Origin of the sequence: Endozoicomonas sp. Mp262 (assembly GCF_025643335.1) — a bacterium.
GTDB lineage: Bacteria > Pseudomonadota > Gammaproteobacteria > Pseudomonadales > Endozoicomonadaceae > Endonucleibacter.
Map to the genome: position 1 here is coordinate 35679 of NZ_CP092489.1, position 15767 is coordinate 51445.

Sequence of the window (15767 nt, forward strand, 5' to 3'; positions counted from 1 at the left end):
GTGCCGCTAAATGTTAATCACTCCCATTCATTCTCATCATCCTCAACACCGTTTTTGTCACTTTTTATTGGCGGCGCTGGAATCATATTACTTACTTTCCCAAAACCCCCCGAAAGACCTGACTGACTCATCTTATCGCCTTCTATTTTCTCGGCATCGAATCTTTTTAGCCTCTCAGCATCATTTTCCTCAAGTTCCTCCCTCTTTTTCTGTCCCACTTTTCTAATTTCTTCTAACACGTTTTTTCTTGCCTTTAAATGTTCAGGATCCTGTGTTTCACTATCCCTGCCCTTAGTTGCATGTATTTTTGGTTCCTCTGGCGGAGGAGGTGCTGGAGGTGCTGGAGGCGGTGGTGGAACCCTCCCATCACCCCCAAACCGAGTTGTAGAATCCAATCCTTCCATCTGTGTGCCAGGCTCTGCTGGCAAAGGTGGATGTCCTGAGTTCAAAGCCTGAGACGCCGAAGGCGCCGCTTCTGAAGGTGGTGGTGGTGGTGGCGCTGAAGGTCGCGGGGGAGGGGGCGGAGCCTTGCGACCAGGTCTTTTACGAGCCGGTTTTGGTGATAGTCCAGTAGATGAGTCTAACGAATCATTCGATACGCTTTTTGTCCTGGATGCCCCTAAAGGCAGTGGAGTACTATCCAATGTTCCAGAATCCAGACTTAGTTCTGACATACTTCTTGATAGCGCTGACTGCCGAGCCAGGACATCCAATATAACTTCACCCCTATTCCTGATAGATTGATATCCCGCCGGGATTCCATGCCAATCAGCTTTCTCAAGATGCGCCAGAAGGTTATTAACTGTTGTTTGATCCTCTCTCGAACAAAATTTCATCACCCTTGCTGACATTTCATAAGGATCCAGCCCCTTTCCCACTCTCAAAAGCTGACTAAACAACTTTACTTCCCTGGGCGGGAGATGATCATAGCCCAAGGCTTCAAGAAGCTTTCTTCCATCAACTATTTCACCGGCCCTTTTTTCAGTACCCCCTACGAGTTCCCGAAGCTCTGCACGCCTGACCTCTTCCTTTTTGGAGCATTTATCAATAATACTCGTTAAAGTAGTTTCTATCTCTTGTGTTTTATTAACCAGATATTCCTCAACACTGGCAGAGGATGAATTCATGGCGCCATGAAACCTGTTTACATCTTTCTCAGCTTGACGCAGGACATCTTCAGCCGCTTTCATAGCCACTCGCCTTAAGTGAGTACCCACTCTTAAAAGATCAACCCTTTCGCCAAGCAGCTTGGGTTCTACCTTAGCAACAATTCGCTTAATTTCTTTAAGATCTGAAGCTGAAAATGGTTCTCCTGATTCCATTCTCTTAACGTACTCCAGTGTTTTTTCTTTAAGTTGCTCTATATCTTTGGGAACAGTGAACTCCCGAAACCTGGCTTGACTAGTCTTCAAATGGCTTGCTTCAGTTAAAACCTGCACCATAAAACCGCCACAATGTCTTGCAGGCACTGGTAGCTTCATCCAATCAATTGGCCCCATTTCTTTAAACCTGCGAGAAAGACCATCCACTGTCTTTTGGTCGAACTGTTTGCAGATCCGATGAAACACTCCTGTATATGAATCCTTTCCCTGGAGTTCACGACCCACTTTCATCAATTGATCATATAATTTCATTTGGTCTGGAGGCATCGTTGCACGCTCAACAGCCTCATCAATCTGGCGTCTATGCATAAGCGGCTTCATTCTATTCTTAAAGCTGCCATTCATATCTATATTTTCACTTTGCCTTTTATCTTTTTGCTTAGAACAAGACTCTATAACATTACTTAGAACAGAATAAACATCATCACTTTCCTGTTCGATAACAGACTGCATGACTTGAACTGAAGAATTTGATGGCTTATGCCAATGCACCAGGTCAGCTGCTACTCTGTCCAAATGCTGCTCACTAGCCTTTGTTGCTGCTCGCCTAATGCAGTTTCCTGCACTATGGAGTGTAGACACTTTAACAGTATGCAGAAGTTTTGGATTAACTTGTTTACAGGCCTCCACTGTAGACCCCATATCTTTTAAATCAGCAGATGAAAGCCTCATTTTTTCATCAACCTTAAATTTCAGGTCAGCCGCCTGCTTTCTTACACTTTCCTTAAAACAGCTTTTAAATTTCTTATTTAGTCTTTTCGTATGTTTTTCATCACAACCCAAAGACTCGGATTTGTTATCAAAAAAGTCCTTGCCATCTTTTAAAGCAACCGGACTATCTACCTGCTCCATAAAGGTCTGATAAAATCGCAAAAACTTAGTCTTGGCACCCGAACTATTTGTATCTGCGTCCACCAATAGCTGAAATTTATCATTCAAAGCTCTATGACCGTTTTCCCTGCTTATTTTATAGGCCTCACTAATATCTTCAGCGAGCGCCAAATAATCAGGCTCTGCACCATATGACTCATCCCAGTTAACACTCATACTACTTGCTGTACTGGAAATAGATAAACGACTGGCCTCACTGGAAGTACTTAGCCTTCTTTCACGGAGACGTGAACCATCATTCCGCTCCCCAAAAGAAGTTTGCTGCCTTGTATTATCCACCTGGGTCGATGAGTGTTCCTGCTGCTCAGAATCTCCACCTACAGCATTAATATCTGTATAGGGAGCCCCCTGAATATGATTATTTATGCCATTTCCACCACTCATAGTTACCACTCCTTAGCCTGTTAAAGTTGGTGCAATGTGCCTGCCAACTTCCCTGATCATCTTTATGTCTCAAGTACTTCCATATTTAAAACTTTAGTCTATTCCACAGAACTCCCCTGACCGGAGCATAGGAATTTTCCTCAGAAGCCGTAAAATTTGCAAAAAGCCTGCTTTTCAAACTGTTTTTTGCCCCTATTCCGTCAAAAAATCGGCATTCTAAAAATTTCACTAACAAAAAAACCCCGCAGAGCGGGGTTCCGAAGTCGGATAAAGGGAGTATATCTGTTGATGCCTGGCCGGCATCAAGAATCAATGCTGCAGATTAACTGAGCCACTTACCACCAGGCTTCCATTTGGACACCGAAGGTGAAGCCACTGGTTTCGTCTGCAAAAGCAGCGCCACCCACTTGTCCTTTAGAGTCATCATTCCACTTGGCATAGGTGCCGAACACCCGGATTTGTGGACGTGCCCAGTAACCTCGGCCAGCAGACCACTGTTGAGCAATGGTAATTTTACCAACCTTAGAGTCTTTATTATTGCCAATGCCATTCTTAACGTGGTCATAGCCCAACTCAACCGCTGTGCTCATGATGTCATTCCAGAAGTAAACGGGACGTACACCTACGCTAAACCATTTTTCATCATTCTTATTAGAATCTTTAAATGACATATGGCTATACAATGCCTGATACTGCATTTCGACATCTTCACCCAAGCCAACTACACCATGGTCAATAATTCTATAAAGCTTATTACCATCTAAGTTATCAGAGGACAAAGCGGAAATTCCTTTACCATCAGTTCCTACTCCAGCTTTTGTCATTGCATCAGTTGCATACTGCACAACAAACTTATTGAATCCACCGAAGAGATTACTTTGGGTATGTTCGAGAGTAAGCATATAGCCATTCTCATCCATTTCATCCGTAGATAACCCTTTAATATCGGTTACAGGTTTAGCTGAACCATCAGAGTTATATCCTCCATGAGCATAACCTCCTTCAAAGTCACTGGAAGGTCTACCAAACGCATAATCAAGACCAACTGTTAAAGCACCATCAGTATTTGTCTTAATATTTTCAAATCGCAGATCCACAATATTTTGATCTAGCTTATATTCCTGCTGATTCTCTTTGTTAAGGGCATTATCTTTAGATTTATAATAATTTATTGTTTGAGAGCTTTTTACCCAAGCCAAACTCATGTTAGCAAAAGTAACATCAATCCCTTCAATACCTGCACCTGGGCCAGACATATTCCAGTAATAGAAATCAGACATATGAATATCATGACGCTTGTAGAAACGCTTACCAGCCCAGAGTGTTGCTTCAGGAGCAAACTCTAAAACACCTTTGCCTTTAACGTTAAACTCTCGAAACGCTGGATCAGTACCTTCCCAGTCAGATGCCTGGTCAACACTAAAGGCCATATTACTGTCTAAATAAAAGGATTGTTCGCCATTATTGAATAATTCAGAGCCTAATTTGATTTCACCATAGGTCTCTGCTTCGTTACCCAGACGGTACTTGGAACCAGCACCTACTGCCTGAAATGCCTCTTGATCCCCACCACTGGTGGCAGCACCAATACCAGAGCGCACATAGCCATGAAAGTCAACAGTTGCCGCCATGGCAGAAGATGCCATCACGGCTGCCGCAACGGCACCTGCCAACGGAAGTTTTTTCAGTACTTGTCGGGATAACTGACTCATAATTCCTGAACTCCTTACGATCTCCGGGCATAAAAACTCCCTGCTGCTTATTTTCAATTAATAAAGCACCTGGACTTTTTACTTTGTGGTACGGCGAAGTCAGATTACCCTTTCAAGGGCATTCTCTATCAAAACGACATACAACTGCTGGAGTGCTGGTTTACCCTGGTGAGATCAATGTTTTTTCTATAGCAATACCCTTTGCAGGCAAAAAAAGACCTTAAATCAGTTCAGGCTACAAAAAGAGTATTAACTGTTTGCTGCATTGGGCGTGATAATAAATGATTGGATTTCTTACTTTCTGATGTAGATCAACGTGTAAGCGTTTACAGAAGCATTACAGTTAATTTACTACAAAACACCTTAAACAAAATAGGCCACCAATCATTCAGATATCGGTTTCTACCGATCAACTCGATAGATTCCGGTCTTTTTATAAATTCTACTGAATCTGCTGCCATTTACGCTGACTAACAAAAATGCAAAAACATGTGTCAATATGCAATCAATAAACATCCAGCCCTGATGCTTTAAAATAGGCAAACACCTGCCGCCCCTCTTGCAAAGACAACTCACCCAGTGATTTTTTAGTGATAACAGACAATAACCGCTGCTTCTTTAATTTCAGAATTAACAGACAATGGTGCAGCCCTTGATTGCGTATTTGCTCAACCGTTACCAGCAAACGGTTCTGAATGCTGGTTTCCACCCTGCCATTCAGGCAAACACTGACTTCCTGCGCAGGCAAAACAACACGCACATGGCCGCCCACATCATTGTCTATTTGATTAATCCACAGGGTCTGACTGCAAACATCCAGCTCTGTCAGAGAGTGCTCGGGACAGTGACGAACCACCTTTCCCTCAAGCATTGCCAGCGCCGCCCTGTCATCACTGAATGCATGCTGCATTATCAGTGTCCGACACCGCCCCCGGTTAGTCACCTGCCCCCGGTTCAGCATCAGTAAACTATCGGCCAGTCGTGCCACTTCCTCATGGGCATGACTCACCATAATAATAGGTATCTGAAAGTGCTGATGCACATTTCGCAACAACGGCAGTATTTCCGTTTTAGCCTGCCAGTCCAGAGATGCCAGGGGTTCATCCATAAGTAAAACAGAAGGGGCATTTAGCAGCGCCCTGGCAATGGCAACCCTTTGTTTCTCCCCACCGGATAGCTTTTCTATTGAACGGGCTAACAGTGGCTCAACAGCCAATTGCTGAATAACATCATTTAAAGCAGGTACGTTTAATGTGGGTCGCGCTCTCTTTTCGGCAAAACGAAGATTGCCCATCACATCCAGGTGAGTAAACAGGCGGGCATCCTGAAATATATAACCGATCCTTCGCTTTTCAGGTGGCATCCAGCTCCCGGAGTCGGAATCCTGCCAGACCTGCCCTCGAAAACAAACACTGCCAAGGGCTTGTCTCTCAAGACCGGCCAGGCAGCGCAGCAACGATGTTTTTCCGCAACCCGACGGCCCCATAATCGCCCAAATACCGGATAAATTCAGCGTCTCCTGCACTCTTAATACAAAGCGATCCCTTGCCAGGGAAATATCCAGCTCAAGCATGTTTTTTCCGCTTTCCCCGATTATCAATACTGTAAATAACCACCAGCAATAGCATGGCGAACAGCAGCAACCCTCCGGCAATGCCATGGGCTTGCGCAAATTGCTGGGTCTCTACCGCATCAAACAGGGCAATGGACAACACTTGTGTTTCGCCCGGGATATTGCCACCAATCATCAGAACCACACCAAACTCACCCACGGTATGGGCAAAACCCATACAGGCTGCCAGCAAAATAGCCCGGCGCGCAGAAGGTAAAACCACGGTAAAAAAACGATCCAGGGGCCCCGCGCCCAGCATAGCGGCAGCCTCCAGCAGCCCGGAATCCAATTCCTCAAAAGCCCTTTGCAACGGTTGCACCACAAAGGGCAAGGAATAAATCACCGAGGCAACCACCAGTCCCGTGAAGCTAAATGCCAAGGTAGACCCGGTGAGCTGTAACCAGAATTCCCCCAGAGGGTTTCTAGGGGAAAAAAGCACCAGCAGATAAAACCCAAGCACTGTTGGTGGCAAAATCAGGGGCAAACCAATCAGGGCTTCCAGCACCGGTTTAAGACACCCTCCCCAGGAACCTCTCAGATTGGCAAGCCACCATGCCAGAGGCGCTGCCAATAGCAGTAAAATAAATGTTGTGACTAGTGCCAGCTTAAGGGTCAGCCAAATTGCTGCTGGTAGCATTTACCCTTTTCCCCTGGAACTGCTTTTCAAATGGCTGTAACCATGACTTTCAATATACTTCTGGCTGCTTTCCGACAGGATAAACTCAGCAAACTGTTTAGCCAGAGTGGTCTCACCACCTTGCTTTAGCACCACCAGTTCCTGCCGGATAGGCTGGTAAAGGTTCGCAGGAATAAAACTGACTTTTGCTCCCTGCCTATCCACCAGTTGAGACCAGGCCACCATACCCGTGGGAGCAGCACCACTTTCAACAAACTGCCAGGTCTGCTGAATATTGCTCCCCCTTACCAGCCGGGGCTGAAAGGTGTCCCATAGCCCCAGTTTTTCAAACACCTGTTGGGCAGCCTGCCCATAGGGGGCTGTCGCCGGGTTAGCTATGGCTAAACGACCCTTCCAGTCTTTTAGATCATTAATAGTCAGGGGTTGATCAGCCGACGGAGTCCAGAGCACCAGACAACCATAGGCATAAGGCTGTCTACTACCTTCCACCACCCGCTTTTCTTTTTCCAGCATTTCCGGACGACGAGTGTCGGCAGAAAGAAATAAATCAAACGGTGCACCCTGGGTAATCTGGTTATAAAGCACACCAGAGGAAGCGGAAGAAACGAGAATTTCAGGCGGTTCACTGTTTGGCTTTTTCTCTTTATCAACAAACTGCCGGGTGTACTGATCAGCCAATGATTGCAGCACTGTCTTAAAATTAGCCGCCACAGCAACCCTGATTTTAGGTACATCCGCTTTTGCCGTGAGAGTCAGCACGCAAAGAAACAGCGTAACTAACCGCCTAATCATCACCGTTTTCCCCCGACTGCCAGCGTGTAGCCGCTTCCTGATCCTGATCGCGAGCATCTAACCAGCGATCCCCTTCCGGCGTTGTTTCCTTCTTCCAGAAAGGAGCCCGGATCTTCAGGTAATCCATAATAAATTCACAGCCGGCAAAGGCAGCCTTTCGATGAGCGCTGGCAACACCCACAAAAACAATCCGGTCACCCGTGGACAACTGACCAATGCGATGGATAATCCGAACCTTATTGATTGGCCAGCGTTCACAGGCCTCATCAATAATCTGCTGTAATGCGCTTTCAGTCATTCCCGGATAATGCTCAAGGAATAACCCGCCAACCTTTTCGCCCAGATTCATATCCCGAACCAGGCCGGTAAAGGTAACAACCGCGCCTGCGCTTTTATCTTCACTCAGCAGTGCCTGCTCAACACCCGGATCAAAATCGTCAGCCTGAATAGAGATCAATAGTCTAGCCCCCTGTCACCGGAGGGAAAAAGGCCACCTCATCCCCTTCCTTTATCTTGCGGTCAGACCGGGTCATCACCTGATTCACGGCCACCAGCCCACGCCGGTTCAACATCACATCCCGCCATAACTCACCGCGTTCGGAAAGCTTGCTGCGAAGCATGGATACGGTTTCAGGGTATTCCCCGGATGCCAGCTCCAGTCGTTCACAACCCAGTTTTTCCCGGTAACTGGCAAAAAATAGAACAGTAATCATAAGTTACTACCTGCCATCGTCCACTGCCTGATAGTGACCACTGCGGCCACCGCTTTTCTCCAGCACCCTGATTCCTTCGATGCTCATGGTCTTATCAACCGCTTTGCACATATCATATATGGTCAGTGCTGCAACAGAAGCTGCGGTCAGTGCCTCAATTTCAACTCCGGTCTTGCCACTTAAGCGACAACAGGTTTCTATACGAATACGGTTTTTATCTTTTTCCAGCTGAAATTCAACCCCGATAAAGTTCAGCATCAGGGGATGGCAAAGAGGCACCAGATGACTGCACTGCTTGGCTGCCTGAATACCGGCAATACGGGCCACTGCCAGCACATCACCTTTTTTCAGGCCATTTTCCGCTACCAGCGCCAGGGTTTCCGGATTCATGGTGATATAACCTTCGGCTTTGGCTTCGCGCCGGGTGATATCCTTTTCACCAACATCAACCATGCTGGCACGACCCTGGTCATCAGTATGAGTGAGCATTGACATAGACCTCAGACCTTTTTCAGCTGCTCAACAAAATTACAGGGGCGATGGCGACTATCCAGCTGCTGTCGGATAATGCCATCCCAGGCGGTGTTACAGGCATTATTGGAACCGGGCATGACAAATACGATAGTACCATTCGCCAGTCCGGCCACCGCACGGGATTGAATGGTTGAAGTGCCTATCTGCTCAAAAGAGAGTTGCCTGAATAACTCACCATAACCATCAACCACCTTATCAAATAAAGGAAGAACCGCTTCGGGGGTGCTGTCCCTGCCAGAAAATCCTGTTCCTCCCGTAATCAGGACAGCCTGGGTATTCTTAGAGGCTATCCAGCGGGATAATACTTCCCGGATTTTATAAATATCATCTTTCACGATGCATTTGTCTGACAGACGGTGTCCCTCGGCTTTCAATTTTTCTACTAATAGGTGACCAGAGGTGTCAGTTTCTTCACTACGGGTATCGGATACAGTGAGAACCGCAATATTTAACGGAATAAATTCAGAAACCTGATGATGCGCCATGGATTACTACTCTAAAGACATTAATTCAGACAGGCAGGATGCCCATTCTTCCGGTGTGTTGGCATTGGAGAAAAAACGCTCCATACCTTCTGGGACAGGCATTGTTCCGCCGTTTAGCCTTTGATGCAAGCGGTATAATGAGTAATCCCTGGTAACAGGGCTTGTTATTGCAAGACTAACATAGTCAATAACACCCTGATTTACAGGTATAAACAGGGGAAGCATAAAACCTTCGTAACATGAAATACGGTGACTCTGGCTGCCATATTCATAGAGCGCTTTCACCAGACCTGCCGATAACATGGGCATATCCACAGGCACTACTACCAATCCCTCGCAACCTTTATCGAAGAACGCCATTAATGCAGCATGAATGCCACTGAGCGGCCCTTTGCCTGGTATACGATCAACCAGGGCATCAGGTAGTTGATTACCGCTCACCACCACAGAATCAATGCCTGCCTGATTCACTATGGAAATCATATGCTGGTATAAAGGTTTGCCAGCCAACTCCAGTAACGCCTTATCCTGCCCCATACGACTGGATTGACCTCCTGCCAATACCAGCGCGGAAATCCTGTTATATAATCCCATTATATCTACCTGAACAATCACAACCGTTCATTGACGGAAAAAAACATGAAAAACAAACATGCACACCTTTATCTGCCCATACTACTCCTTGCGCAAGGCATTCATGCTGCGCAAGCCAATACTGAAACCAATGATTTGACCAATCTATTGATCGAGAAATTACAGGTCAGCAGAAGTCAGGCTGAAGGAGGGGCAGGTGCCTTGCTAGCTGCCTCTGAAAAGGCATTGAGCACCGAACAATTCTCACAACTGGCAAGCACTATTCCTGCAGCAGAGCAATTACTAAGCTCTATTCCATCACTTGATGAATCAGGGTATATCAGTAGCCGGTTTGATGAGTATGGCATACAACCCCATACCCAAAAACTGGTTAGCCAGTTTCAGCAACTGGGTCTGCCCCCAGGGTATATTAAGCACTTCAACCAGGTTATTTATAACTATCTGAAAGAAAGCCACAGCCCCGGTCTGGCCCTGGTGTTGGATAAAAGCCTGAAAGACTTATAACAGCCTCAAGTTATCGAGTCACTACTAGATAACCAATATTAGGTTCTGTTGGTAGCGGCCAGTTCGGCCCCCAGCTTTCCAGACTGCTCCCAACAGTCCACAATCCTTATCTGCCTACGGTGAAAGGCTTACTGATGAAACCTCATAATATAATAGAGTGCCTTAAAAAAAATAAAGCGGCTATCAATGGCTGGCTAACCCTGCCCTGCCCCTTCACAGCAGAAATCATGGCGAACCAGGGCTACGACACCCTGACCATTGACATGCAGCACGGCGTCATAGATTACGAGATTGCACTATCCATGCTGCAGGCTATTGCCACCACGTCTACAACCCCGATAGTCAGGGTTCCCTGGCTGGAACCGGGTATCATCATGAAGATGCTGGACGCCGGAGCATACGGCATTGTCTGCCCAATGATCCAAGGGCCACAGGATACCCAAAGCCTGGTGAAAGCCTGCAAATATCCTCCAAAGGGCTTCAGGAGCTTCGGCCCTCTTCGGGCATCCCTTTGCAATGGCAATGACTACCCTGAAAAAGCCAATGACACCATAATGCCCATTGCCATGATTGAAACCAGAACCGCACTGGAAAGCCTGGAGGATATTCTTTCAGTAGAGGGGCTGGGAGGTCTTTATATCGGCCCATTTGACCTATCTTATGCTCTCGGCTGCACACCCAGACCCGATGATTATGAGCAACCCGTTCTTGATGCTATTGACCGGGTGCTGACCAAGGCAGCTCAACACAACATCCCGGTTGGCATTCACTGTATCACCCCGGAGTATGCCAACCGCATGATAAATAAAGGCTTTAACTGGGTCACTGTGGCTTGTGACTCGGATTTTATAAAGTCCGGCTCAGCTTATGTAATGAACACCCTTAATAACTGATTTTTTAGCCGGCAAGCCGGGTAATACAATCAAACTTTTTATTACATAGAAACAACAGTTATATTCCCTCGGCCATCTATTTTACAACAATCATTACCATCACTAAATCTCACTGTCATTTGGTTCATTCCATCTGGCTCAGAACAGAATATAAAACAAGTATTTGCTCGTTTTGCTAAATCTGTTTTTTCATAACCACTATTACTCTTTATAAATAGATACCCTTTCTCATCTTCTGGTTTATACATTATAAAAACCTTCAACCTTCCAGAAGCAGAAGCAGGAGCAGGAGCAGGAGCAGCAAATTCAAAATCACCTGATAAATCATATTTTGATAGCGTTAAAATTTCTTCCCTTGAAATTTCTTTTCTCCTAATTTCTTCTTCAATAACCTCTTCTCTTAAACCCTCTTCTCTTGAAATTTCTTCTATAGTGGACTTTTCCTCTAGTACTGAGCTATCATCCCCTAACACACTTCTCGTTGTTTTTATTGTAACTTCATCTTCAGACTTGAATTCTCTAGAAATTTCTTTTCTTGTAACCTCTTCAACTACTTTTATTACAACATCGCCCTCTATTTTATATCTCGATTCAATGACAGCAAAGCTCTCCACTGAAAAACTCAAGAAAAAAGGTAATAAAAAAAACCATTTTAATGAATTTATTTTTACGAACAACATGTCTATCCCTCTCAACCTGCGTTTTTGACCTCTAAAGTCTAGCAACAAAAAACAAACAACAAATATATCTAGAGTTCAAATACCCTAATTACGACTAATAAAGAATATGACAAAGCTGTTGACAAATGGGGGGATAGGCTGTCTGGCCTATGTCATGCTAACTGGAAATTACATATTTAATTATGAGAAAGAAGTCACTAATAATGAACCAGGAAATATGGAAGCAAGAAACCAAATTGCAAAATTTTCCAGGCTCAATGATGATGAGAAAAAAAAGGTTATTGAGGCAAAACAGCGGCTTCGTTCTAAAGACTGTCCAAAAGAAATGTTTGACAAAATACTTGATATTATTGTTGGTCTTACAAAAGCTAACCCGGATTCACGACTGCCTCTGGATGAGGTGCTTAAAAATCTTACATCTCTTTTGCAAAGCGCCGGAAGCCCCAGAGGGAACTTGCACCCGAAAAAGACCTTGTAAGATATATAGTCCAATCTGGTATTTGAGAGCATGATCAGGCACTTCCTTTTTGATCAGTGGGCTACTCCGGGACACTCAGAAATTTGACTTTTATAACCACATCACATGAACATTACCAGTACAAACCCCTATACAACACCTGACAAGCTTGATATTTCACAATCAAAATATTTACAAAAAATAACATTGCACACTAAACAGGTTAGTTATTACACACTTATTCCGGGTGTCAGATAAAACTTATAAACAAAAAAGTACGATTGAGGGAGTATAGTTCAATAGATATATATCGAAAGAAAAAATCGCAATACCGACAAAATCATAGAAGCACCGTAATACTTATATCATCCAATCTGATGTCATAGTATACAACCTTCACTGTTTCCCTACCCCTCCAAACAAAAGTCGATGCATATATATATTGTCAAACAAGCATCAACTGCCTTACAATTCTTTACATCAAAAACCTTGAATCAAACATGGTAACAAAATTCAAACGCCTGTATGATTCGATGCAAAAGCCATGCTTATCACACTAAAAAGCCTGGCAAATGGGGAGGGATAACGATGCAGTTTATCCAGAGGTATCACTACCAATAGTGACAAGAGATAGCCGATATTCAATAAATGCTTTCCAGTTTCCCAAAACCTGAAATCCTGATTAGAAACAGCTTACGGGGAAGGCTGTCTGCACACTGAGCATATCCACCCAGCACTTCGAACATCGAACAACCTTGCTCAGTCCAAAGAACGAATTTTATAGATACGATTAGTCAGACTAACGGAAGAAGTAACCAGATGTCTCACGACAATGTAACATCCATTCAGACTCACTATTTTGTTACCGGGGCAACAGGGTTCCTTGGCACACATCTACTTGAGCGCCTGCTGGCAAGGCCTGGCCATATTCACCTGTTGGTACGAAACCCAAACAGTGAAGCATGCCAGGAGTTATTTGAGCGTTACAAAAACCAGCAACCCCGTATCCATCTGTATAAAGGTGATATCACTCTTGCGAAACTGGGATTGAGTGAAGCGGATCTGGAAACACTCAATGCACTTAATATTGAGTTTTTCCACCTGGCCGCTATCTACGATATAGAAGCTTCCTGGGAAATCCAGCAAGCCGTCAATGTTGACGGCACCCGCAATGCCCTGGATGGTGCCGTAGCAATGGGAGCCCAGCGCTTCCATCATGTCAGCTCTATCGCTGTTGCCGGACTCTACAAAGGAGAGTTTGGCGAAGATATGCTGGATGAAGCAGGCACACTGGATAATGCCTACCTTCAAACCAAACACGACTCAGAAAAGCTGGTTCGTCAGGAATCAAGAATCCCCTGTCGTATTTATCGCCCTGGCATGGTGATTGGCCATTCAAAAACCGGTGAAATAACCAAGGTTGACGGTCCCTATTTCCTGTTCCACAGCATCAGAAAACTGCGCGACTCCGTACCAGAGTGGATGCCCCTGATTGGTATCGAGGGCGGGCGGCTTAATCTGGTTCCTGTAGACTACGTTGTCGATGTAATGGATTACATTGCCCACAAGGAAGGGTTTGACGGTAAAACCTTCCATATCACTGACCCGAATCCAAGGCGTCTTGGCGAACTGATAAACCTGTTTGCAGATATTGCCCGTGCGCCCAAAATGAGCATGCGTATTGATGGCAATAACTTCAACCCGTTAATCACCATGTTCGCAAAGAGCATCACCAAAACACCGGCATTCCAGAATTTTGTCGAGATGCTACTCAAGGATCTCAACATTCCGAGAGAAACACTGGGTTTTCTGGACTATGCCACTCAATTTAATCGCACTAATACGGACACCGCTCTGGAAGGCAGCGGAATCCGACTCAAGACACTGGAAGAGTATGCCCGGGTTATCTGGAGCTACTGGGAACAAAACCTGGATACAGAGCGTCTCGCCCCTGAGAACCTGATTCAGCAAGTAAACGGCAAAGTTATTCTGATTACAGGCGCCTCCTCAGGAATAGGCAAGGCAACCGCTCTGCAACTGGCTGAAAGTGATGCCACACTGGTACTTGTCGCCCGCAACCTGGAAGCCCTTGAAGGGGTCGCTTCGGAAATCCGCGACCGTGGTGGAAAAGCGGCAGTCTATAGTGCTGACCTGACCTCTGACGAAGATACACTGCGTCTAACCGAGCAAGTCATTAAAGAACATGGCGGAGTGGATATCCTGGTTAATAATGCAGGCCGCTCTATCCGCAGAGGCATTGAACACAGCTATGATCGCCTGCATGATTTTCAGCGCACCATGGAAATCAATTACTTTGGTGCCCTGAGGCTAATCCTGGCCTTTTTACCGGGAATGGTGGAACGGGGCGGCGGTCAGGTGATCAATATTTCCTCCATTGCAGTACTGGCTGGAAACCCTCGATTTTCAGCCTACACTGCGTCCAAATCAGCACTGGATTCATTCACTCGCGCCGCATCCAGCGAATACGCTGATAAGGGAGTGAAATTTACCACCATTAATATGCCGTTGGTAAAAACTCCGATGATCGCCCCCACCAAACTTTATGACTACGTACCTACCCTGACACCAGAGCAGGCTGCGGATCTCTTGATTAAGGCGATCATCCAGAAACCAACACGTATAGCCACACGCCTGGGCATCTTCTCCCAAATGATGTATGACCTGCTGCCAAATGTCAGCCGCCTGTTGATGAACACGGGCTACAACATGTTCCCGGACAGTGCCGCGTCTAATGGCAACAATAATGAAGGTGTGCAGCACAAGCCAACACCTGAGCAAAAGTTTCTGGTTAATATGCTAAAGGGTGTTAACTGGTAGTAGTCAGTTACACAAAGCCTTTAATCAGATGATCGATTGGCCACTGAAAGGTGGCCACATAAATGCTGTGGAAGTCCGCACCAGTCTCCCTTGTTTACAAAGGGACAAGCCAACCACACAGCAAAAAGCCATAAGCATAGAAAGTGATTTTTGTTGCTTTTATATGGGGCAAGAAAGACATACTTTCAAACTTAAAATTGAAGGAGTAAATCATGTACGAGAAACTGTGGCTTGCCGGTCTGGGCGCCTATGGTCGTTACGAAAAGCTGGGGCAGGAAGGCAAAAAGCTGTTTGAAGACCTGGTAGAAGAAGGCGATGACATGCGTGATGAGCTGTCCGACCGTTTCGAAAACGCCAAGCAAAAGACCCTGGACAAGCTGAACGATACTCTGGTTAAGGTTCGCACCACAATTTTGCCAGAATCCGAAGACAAGGCCAGCCAGCTTGTTCCTCAGCTGGAAGAACTGACCAAGGCTGTAAAACTGCTGACTGAAGTTCAAGGCGGTGTGGTAGCAAAAGCTGACGAACCTAAAATTGAAGTCAAGGAAGCTGAAAAGCTGACCAAGACTACAACAACTAAAAGGACAAAGCCCGCTACCGGTGCTTCTGCCTGATAAGCGCTAGGGAGAGGCCAAAGCCTCTCCCTTCCCTCTCAAGCA

At 45.7% G+C, this 15767-nt stretch carries 16 protein-coding genes; 5 read left to right on the forward strand and 11 right to left on the reverse strand.

All coding sequences use genetic code 11. The features are described 5' to 3' along the window. Positions 1 to 17: 17 nt before the first annotated feature. The 10 genes from MJ595_RS00170 to MJ595_RS00215 all read right to left on the reverse strand — a co-directional run bounded on the left by MJ595_RS00170 (position 18) and on the right by MJ595_RS00215 (position 9736). Positions 18 to 2429 carry a hypothetical protein gene (locus MJ595_RS00170; protein ID WP_263080502.1) on the reverse strand — a complete coding sequence of 804 codons (2412 nt, stop codon included), beginning with the start codon at positions 2427 to 2429 and terminating at the stop codon, positions 18 to 20. A 563-nt stretch (positions 2430 to 2992) separates the two neighbouring features. After that, complete coding sequence (locus MJ595_RS00175; RefSeq protein ID WP_263080503.1) at positions 2993 to 4369, reverse strand: maltoporin; 1377 nt, start codon at positions 4367 to 4369, stop codon at positions 2993 to 2995. A gap of 505 nt (positions 4370 to 4874) precedes the next feature. Next, on the reverse strand, positions 4875 to 5942 hold the full coding sequence (gene modC / locus MJ595_RS00180) for a molybdenum ABC transporter ATP-binding protein (RefSeq protein ID WP_263080504.1): 1068 nt from the start codon (positions 5940 to 5942) through the stop codon (positions 4875 to 4877). Next, positions 5935 to 6618: a molybdate ABC transporter permease subunit gene (gene modB / locus MJ595_RS00185; RefSeq protein WP_263080505.1), complete on the reverse strand. Its 684-nt coding sequence runs from the start codon at positions 6616 to 6618 to the stop codon at positions 5935 to 5937. The genes modC and modB overlap by 8 nt, the downstream gene beginning before the upstream one ends. After that, entirely contained in the window at positions 6619 to 7410 is a 792-nt protein-coding gene (gene modA / locus MJ595_RS00190) for a molybdate ABC transporter substrate-binding protein (RefSeq protein WP_263080506.1), read from the reverse strand. Further along, positions 7403 to 7867 (reverse strand): molybdopterin synthase catalytic subunit MoaE, encoded by a 465-nt coding sequence (moaE, locus tag MJ595_RS00195; RefSeq protein WP_263080508.1) that lies wholly within the window; start codon positions 7865 to 7867, stop codon positions 7403 to 7405. The genes modA and moaE overlap by 8 nt, the downstream gene beginning before the upstream one ends. Before the next feature lie 4 nt (positions 7868 to 7871). After that, entirely contained in the window at positions 7872 to 8123 is a 252-nt protein-coding gene (locus MJ595_RS00200; RefSeq protein ID WP_263080510.1) for a MoaD/ThiS family protein, read from the reverse strand. A 6-nt stretch (positions 8124 to 8129) separates the two neighbouring features. Continuing rightward, on the reverse strand, positions 8130 to 8618 hold the full coding sequence (gene moaC / locus MJ595_RS00205; protein WP_263080511.1) for a cyclic pyranopterin monophosphate synthase MoaC: 489 nt from the start codon (positions 8616 to 8618) through the stop codon (positions 8130 to 8132). Positions 8619 to 8623: 5 nt separating this feature from the next. Beyond that, a complete protein-coding gene (gene moaB / locus MJ595_RS00210; protein ID WP_263080512.1) occupies positions 8624 to 9142 on the reverse strand; it encodes a molybdenum cofactor biosynthesis protein B in 519 nt (172 codons plus the stop codon). A gap of 6 nt (positions 9143 to 9148) precedes the next feature. After that, complete coding sequence (locus MJ595_RS00215; RefSeq protein WP_263080513.1) at positions 9149 to 9736, reverse strand: molybdenum cofactor guanylyltransferase; 588 nt, start codon at positions 9734 to 9736, stop codon at positions 9149 to 9151. 45 nt (positions 9737 to 9781) lie between these two features. Between MJ595_RS00215 and MJ595_RS00220 the strand changes: the two genes are divergently transcribed. Both MJ595_RS00220 and MJ595_RS00225 read left to right on the forward strand, forming a co-directional pair. After that, a complete protein-coding gene (locus tag MJ595_RS00220; RefSeq protein WP_263080514.1) occupies positions 9782 to 10240 on the forward strand; it encodes a DUF2780 domain-containing protein in 459 nt (152 codons plus the stop codon). 134 nt (positions 10241 to 10374) lie between these two features. Next, positions 10375 to 11133, forward strand: coding sequence for an aldolase/citrate lyase family protein (locus MJ595_RS00225; RefSeq protein WP_263080515.1), 759 nt, complete (start codon positions 10375 to 10377; stop codon positions 11131 to 11133). Positions 11134 to 11174: 41 nt separating this feature from the next. Here MJ595_RS00225 and MJ595_RS00230 read toward each other — a convergent pair whose 3' ends face one another. After that, entirely contained in the window at positions 11175 to 11813 is a 639-nt protein-coding gene (locus MJ595_RS00230) for a hypothetical protein (RefSeq protein WP_263080516.1), read from the reverse strand. A 106-nt stretch (positions 11814 to 11919) separates the two neighbouring features. Between MJ595_RS00230 and MJ595_RS00235 the strand changes: the two genes are divergently transcribed. The 3 genes from MJ595_RS00235 to MJ595_RS00245 all read left to right on the forward strand — a co-directional run bounded on the left by MJ595_RS00235 (position 11920) and on the right by MJ595_RS00245 (position 15722). After that, positions 11920 to 12291: a hypothetical protein gene (locus MJ595_RS00235; RefSeq protein WP_263080517.1), complete on the forward strand. Its 372-nt coding sequence runs from the start codon at positions 11920 to 11922 to the stop codon at positions 12289 to 12291. A gap of 798 nt (positions 12292 to 13089) precedes the next feature. Further along, a complete protein-coding gene (locus MJ595_RS00240; RefSeq protein WP_263080518.1) occupies positions 13090 to 15108 on the forward strand; it encodes an SDR family oxidoreductase in 2019 nt (672 codons plus the stop codon). A 212-nt stretch (positions 15109 to 15320) separates the two neighbouring features. Beyond that, positions 15321 to 15722: a phasin family protein gene (locus tag MJ595_RS00245; RefSeq protein WP_263080519.1), complete on the forward strand. Its 402-nt coding sequence runs from the start codon at positions 15321 to 15323 to the stop codon at positions 15720 to 15722. Positions 15723 to 15767: the final 45 nt, after the last annotated feature.

Excerpts from the sequence above, each read along its gene's own strand:
- MJ595_RS00245 (WP_263080519.1), top strand. The coding sequence starts at position 15,321 with ATGTACGAGAAACTGTGGCTTGCCGGTCTGGGCGCCTATGGTCGTTAC.
- MJ595_RS00215 (WP_263080513.1), bottom strand. The coding sequence starts at position 9,736 with ATGGGATTATATAACAGGATTTCCGCGCTGGTATTGGCAGGAGGTCAA.
- modB (WP_263080505.1), bottom strand. The coding sequence starts at position 6,618 with ATGCTACCAGCAGCAATTTGGCTGACCCTTAAGCTGGCACTAGTCACA.
- MJ595_RS00240 (WP_263080518.1), top strand. The coding sequence starts at position 13,090 with ATGTCTCACGACAATGTAACATCCATTCAGACTCACTATTTTGTTACC.
- MJ595_RS00225 (WP_263080515.1), top strand. The coding sequence starts at position 10,375 with ATGAAACCTCATAATATAATAGAGTGCCTTAAAAAAAATAAAGCGGCT.
- MJ595_RS00170 (WP_263080502.1), bottom strand. The coding sequence starts at position 2,429 with ATGAGTGTTAACTGGGATGAGTCATATGGTGCAGAGCCTGATTATTTG.
- MJ595_RS00200 (WP_263080510.1), bottom strand. The coding sequence starts at position 8,123 with ATGATTACTGTTCTATTTTTTGCCAGTTACCGGGAAAAACTGGGTTGT.
- MJ595_RS00235 (WP_263080517.1), top strand. The coding sequence starts at position 11,920 with ATGACAAAGCTGTTGACAAATGGGGGGATAGGCTGTCTGGCCTATGTC.
- MJ595_RS00220 (WP_263080514.1), top strand. The coding sequence starts at position 9,782 with ATGAAAAACAAACATGCACACCTTTATCTGCCCATACTACTCCTTGCG.
- MJ595_RS00175 (WP_263080503.1), bottom strand. The coding sequence starts at position 4,369 with ATGAGTCAGTTATCCCGACAAGTACTGAAAAAACTTCCGTTGGCAGGT.
- moaB (WP_263080512.1), bottom strand. The coding sequence starts at position 9,142 with ATGGCGCATCATCAGGTTTCTGAATTTATTCCGTTAAATATTGCGGTT.
- modA (WP_263080506.1), bottom strand. The coding sequence starts at position 7,410 with ATGATTAGGCGGTTAGTTACGCTGTTTCTTTGCGTGCTGACTCTCACG.
- moaC (WP_263080511.1), bottom strand. The coding sequence starts at position 8,618 with ATGTCAATGCTCACTCATACTGATGACCAGGGTCGTGCCAGCATGGTT.
- MJ595_RS00230 (WP_263080516.1), bottom strand. The coding sequence starts at position 11,813 with ATGTTGTTCGTAAAAATAAATTCATTAAAATGGTTTTTTTTATTACCT.
- modC (WP_263080504.1), bottom strand. The coding sequence starts at position 5,942 with ATGCTTGAGCTGGATATTTCCCTGGCAAGGGATCGCTTTGTATTAAGA.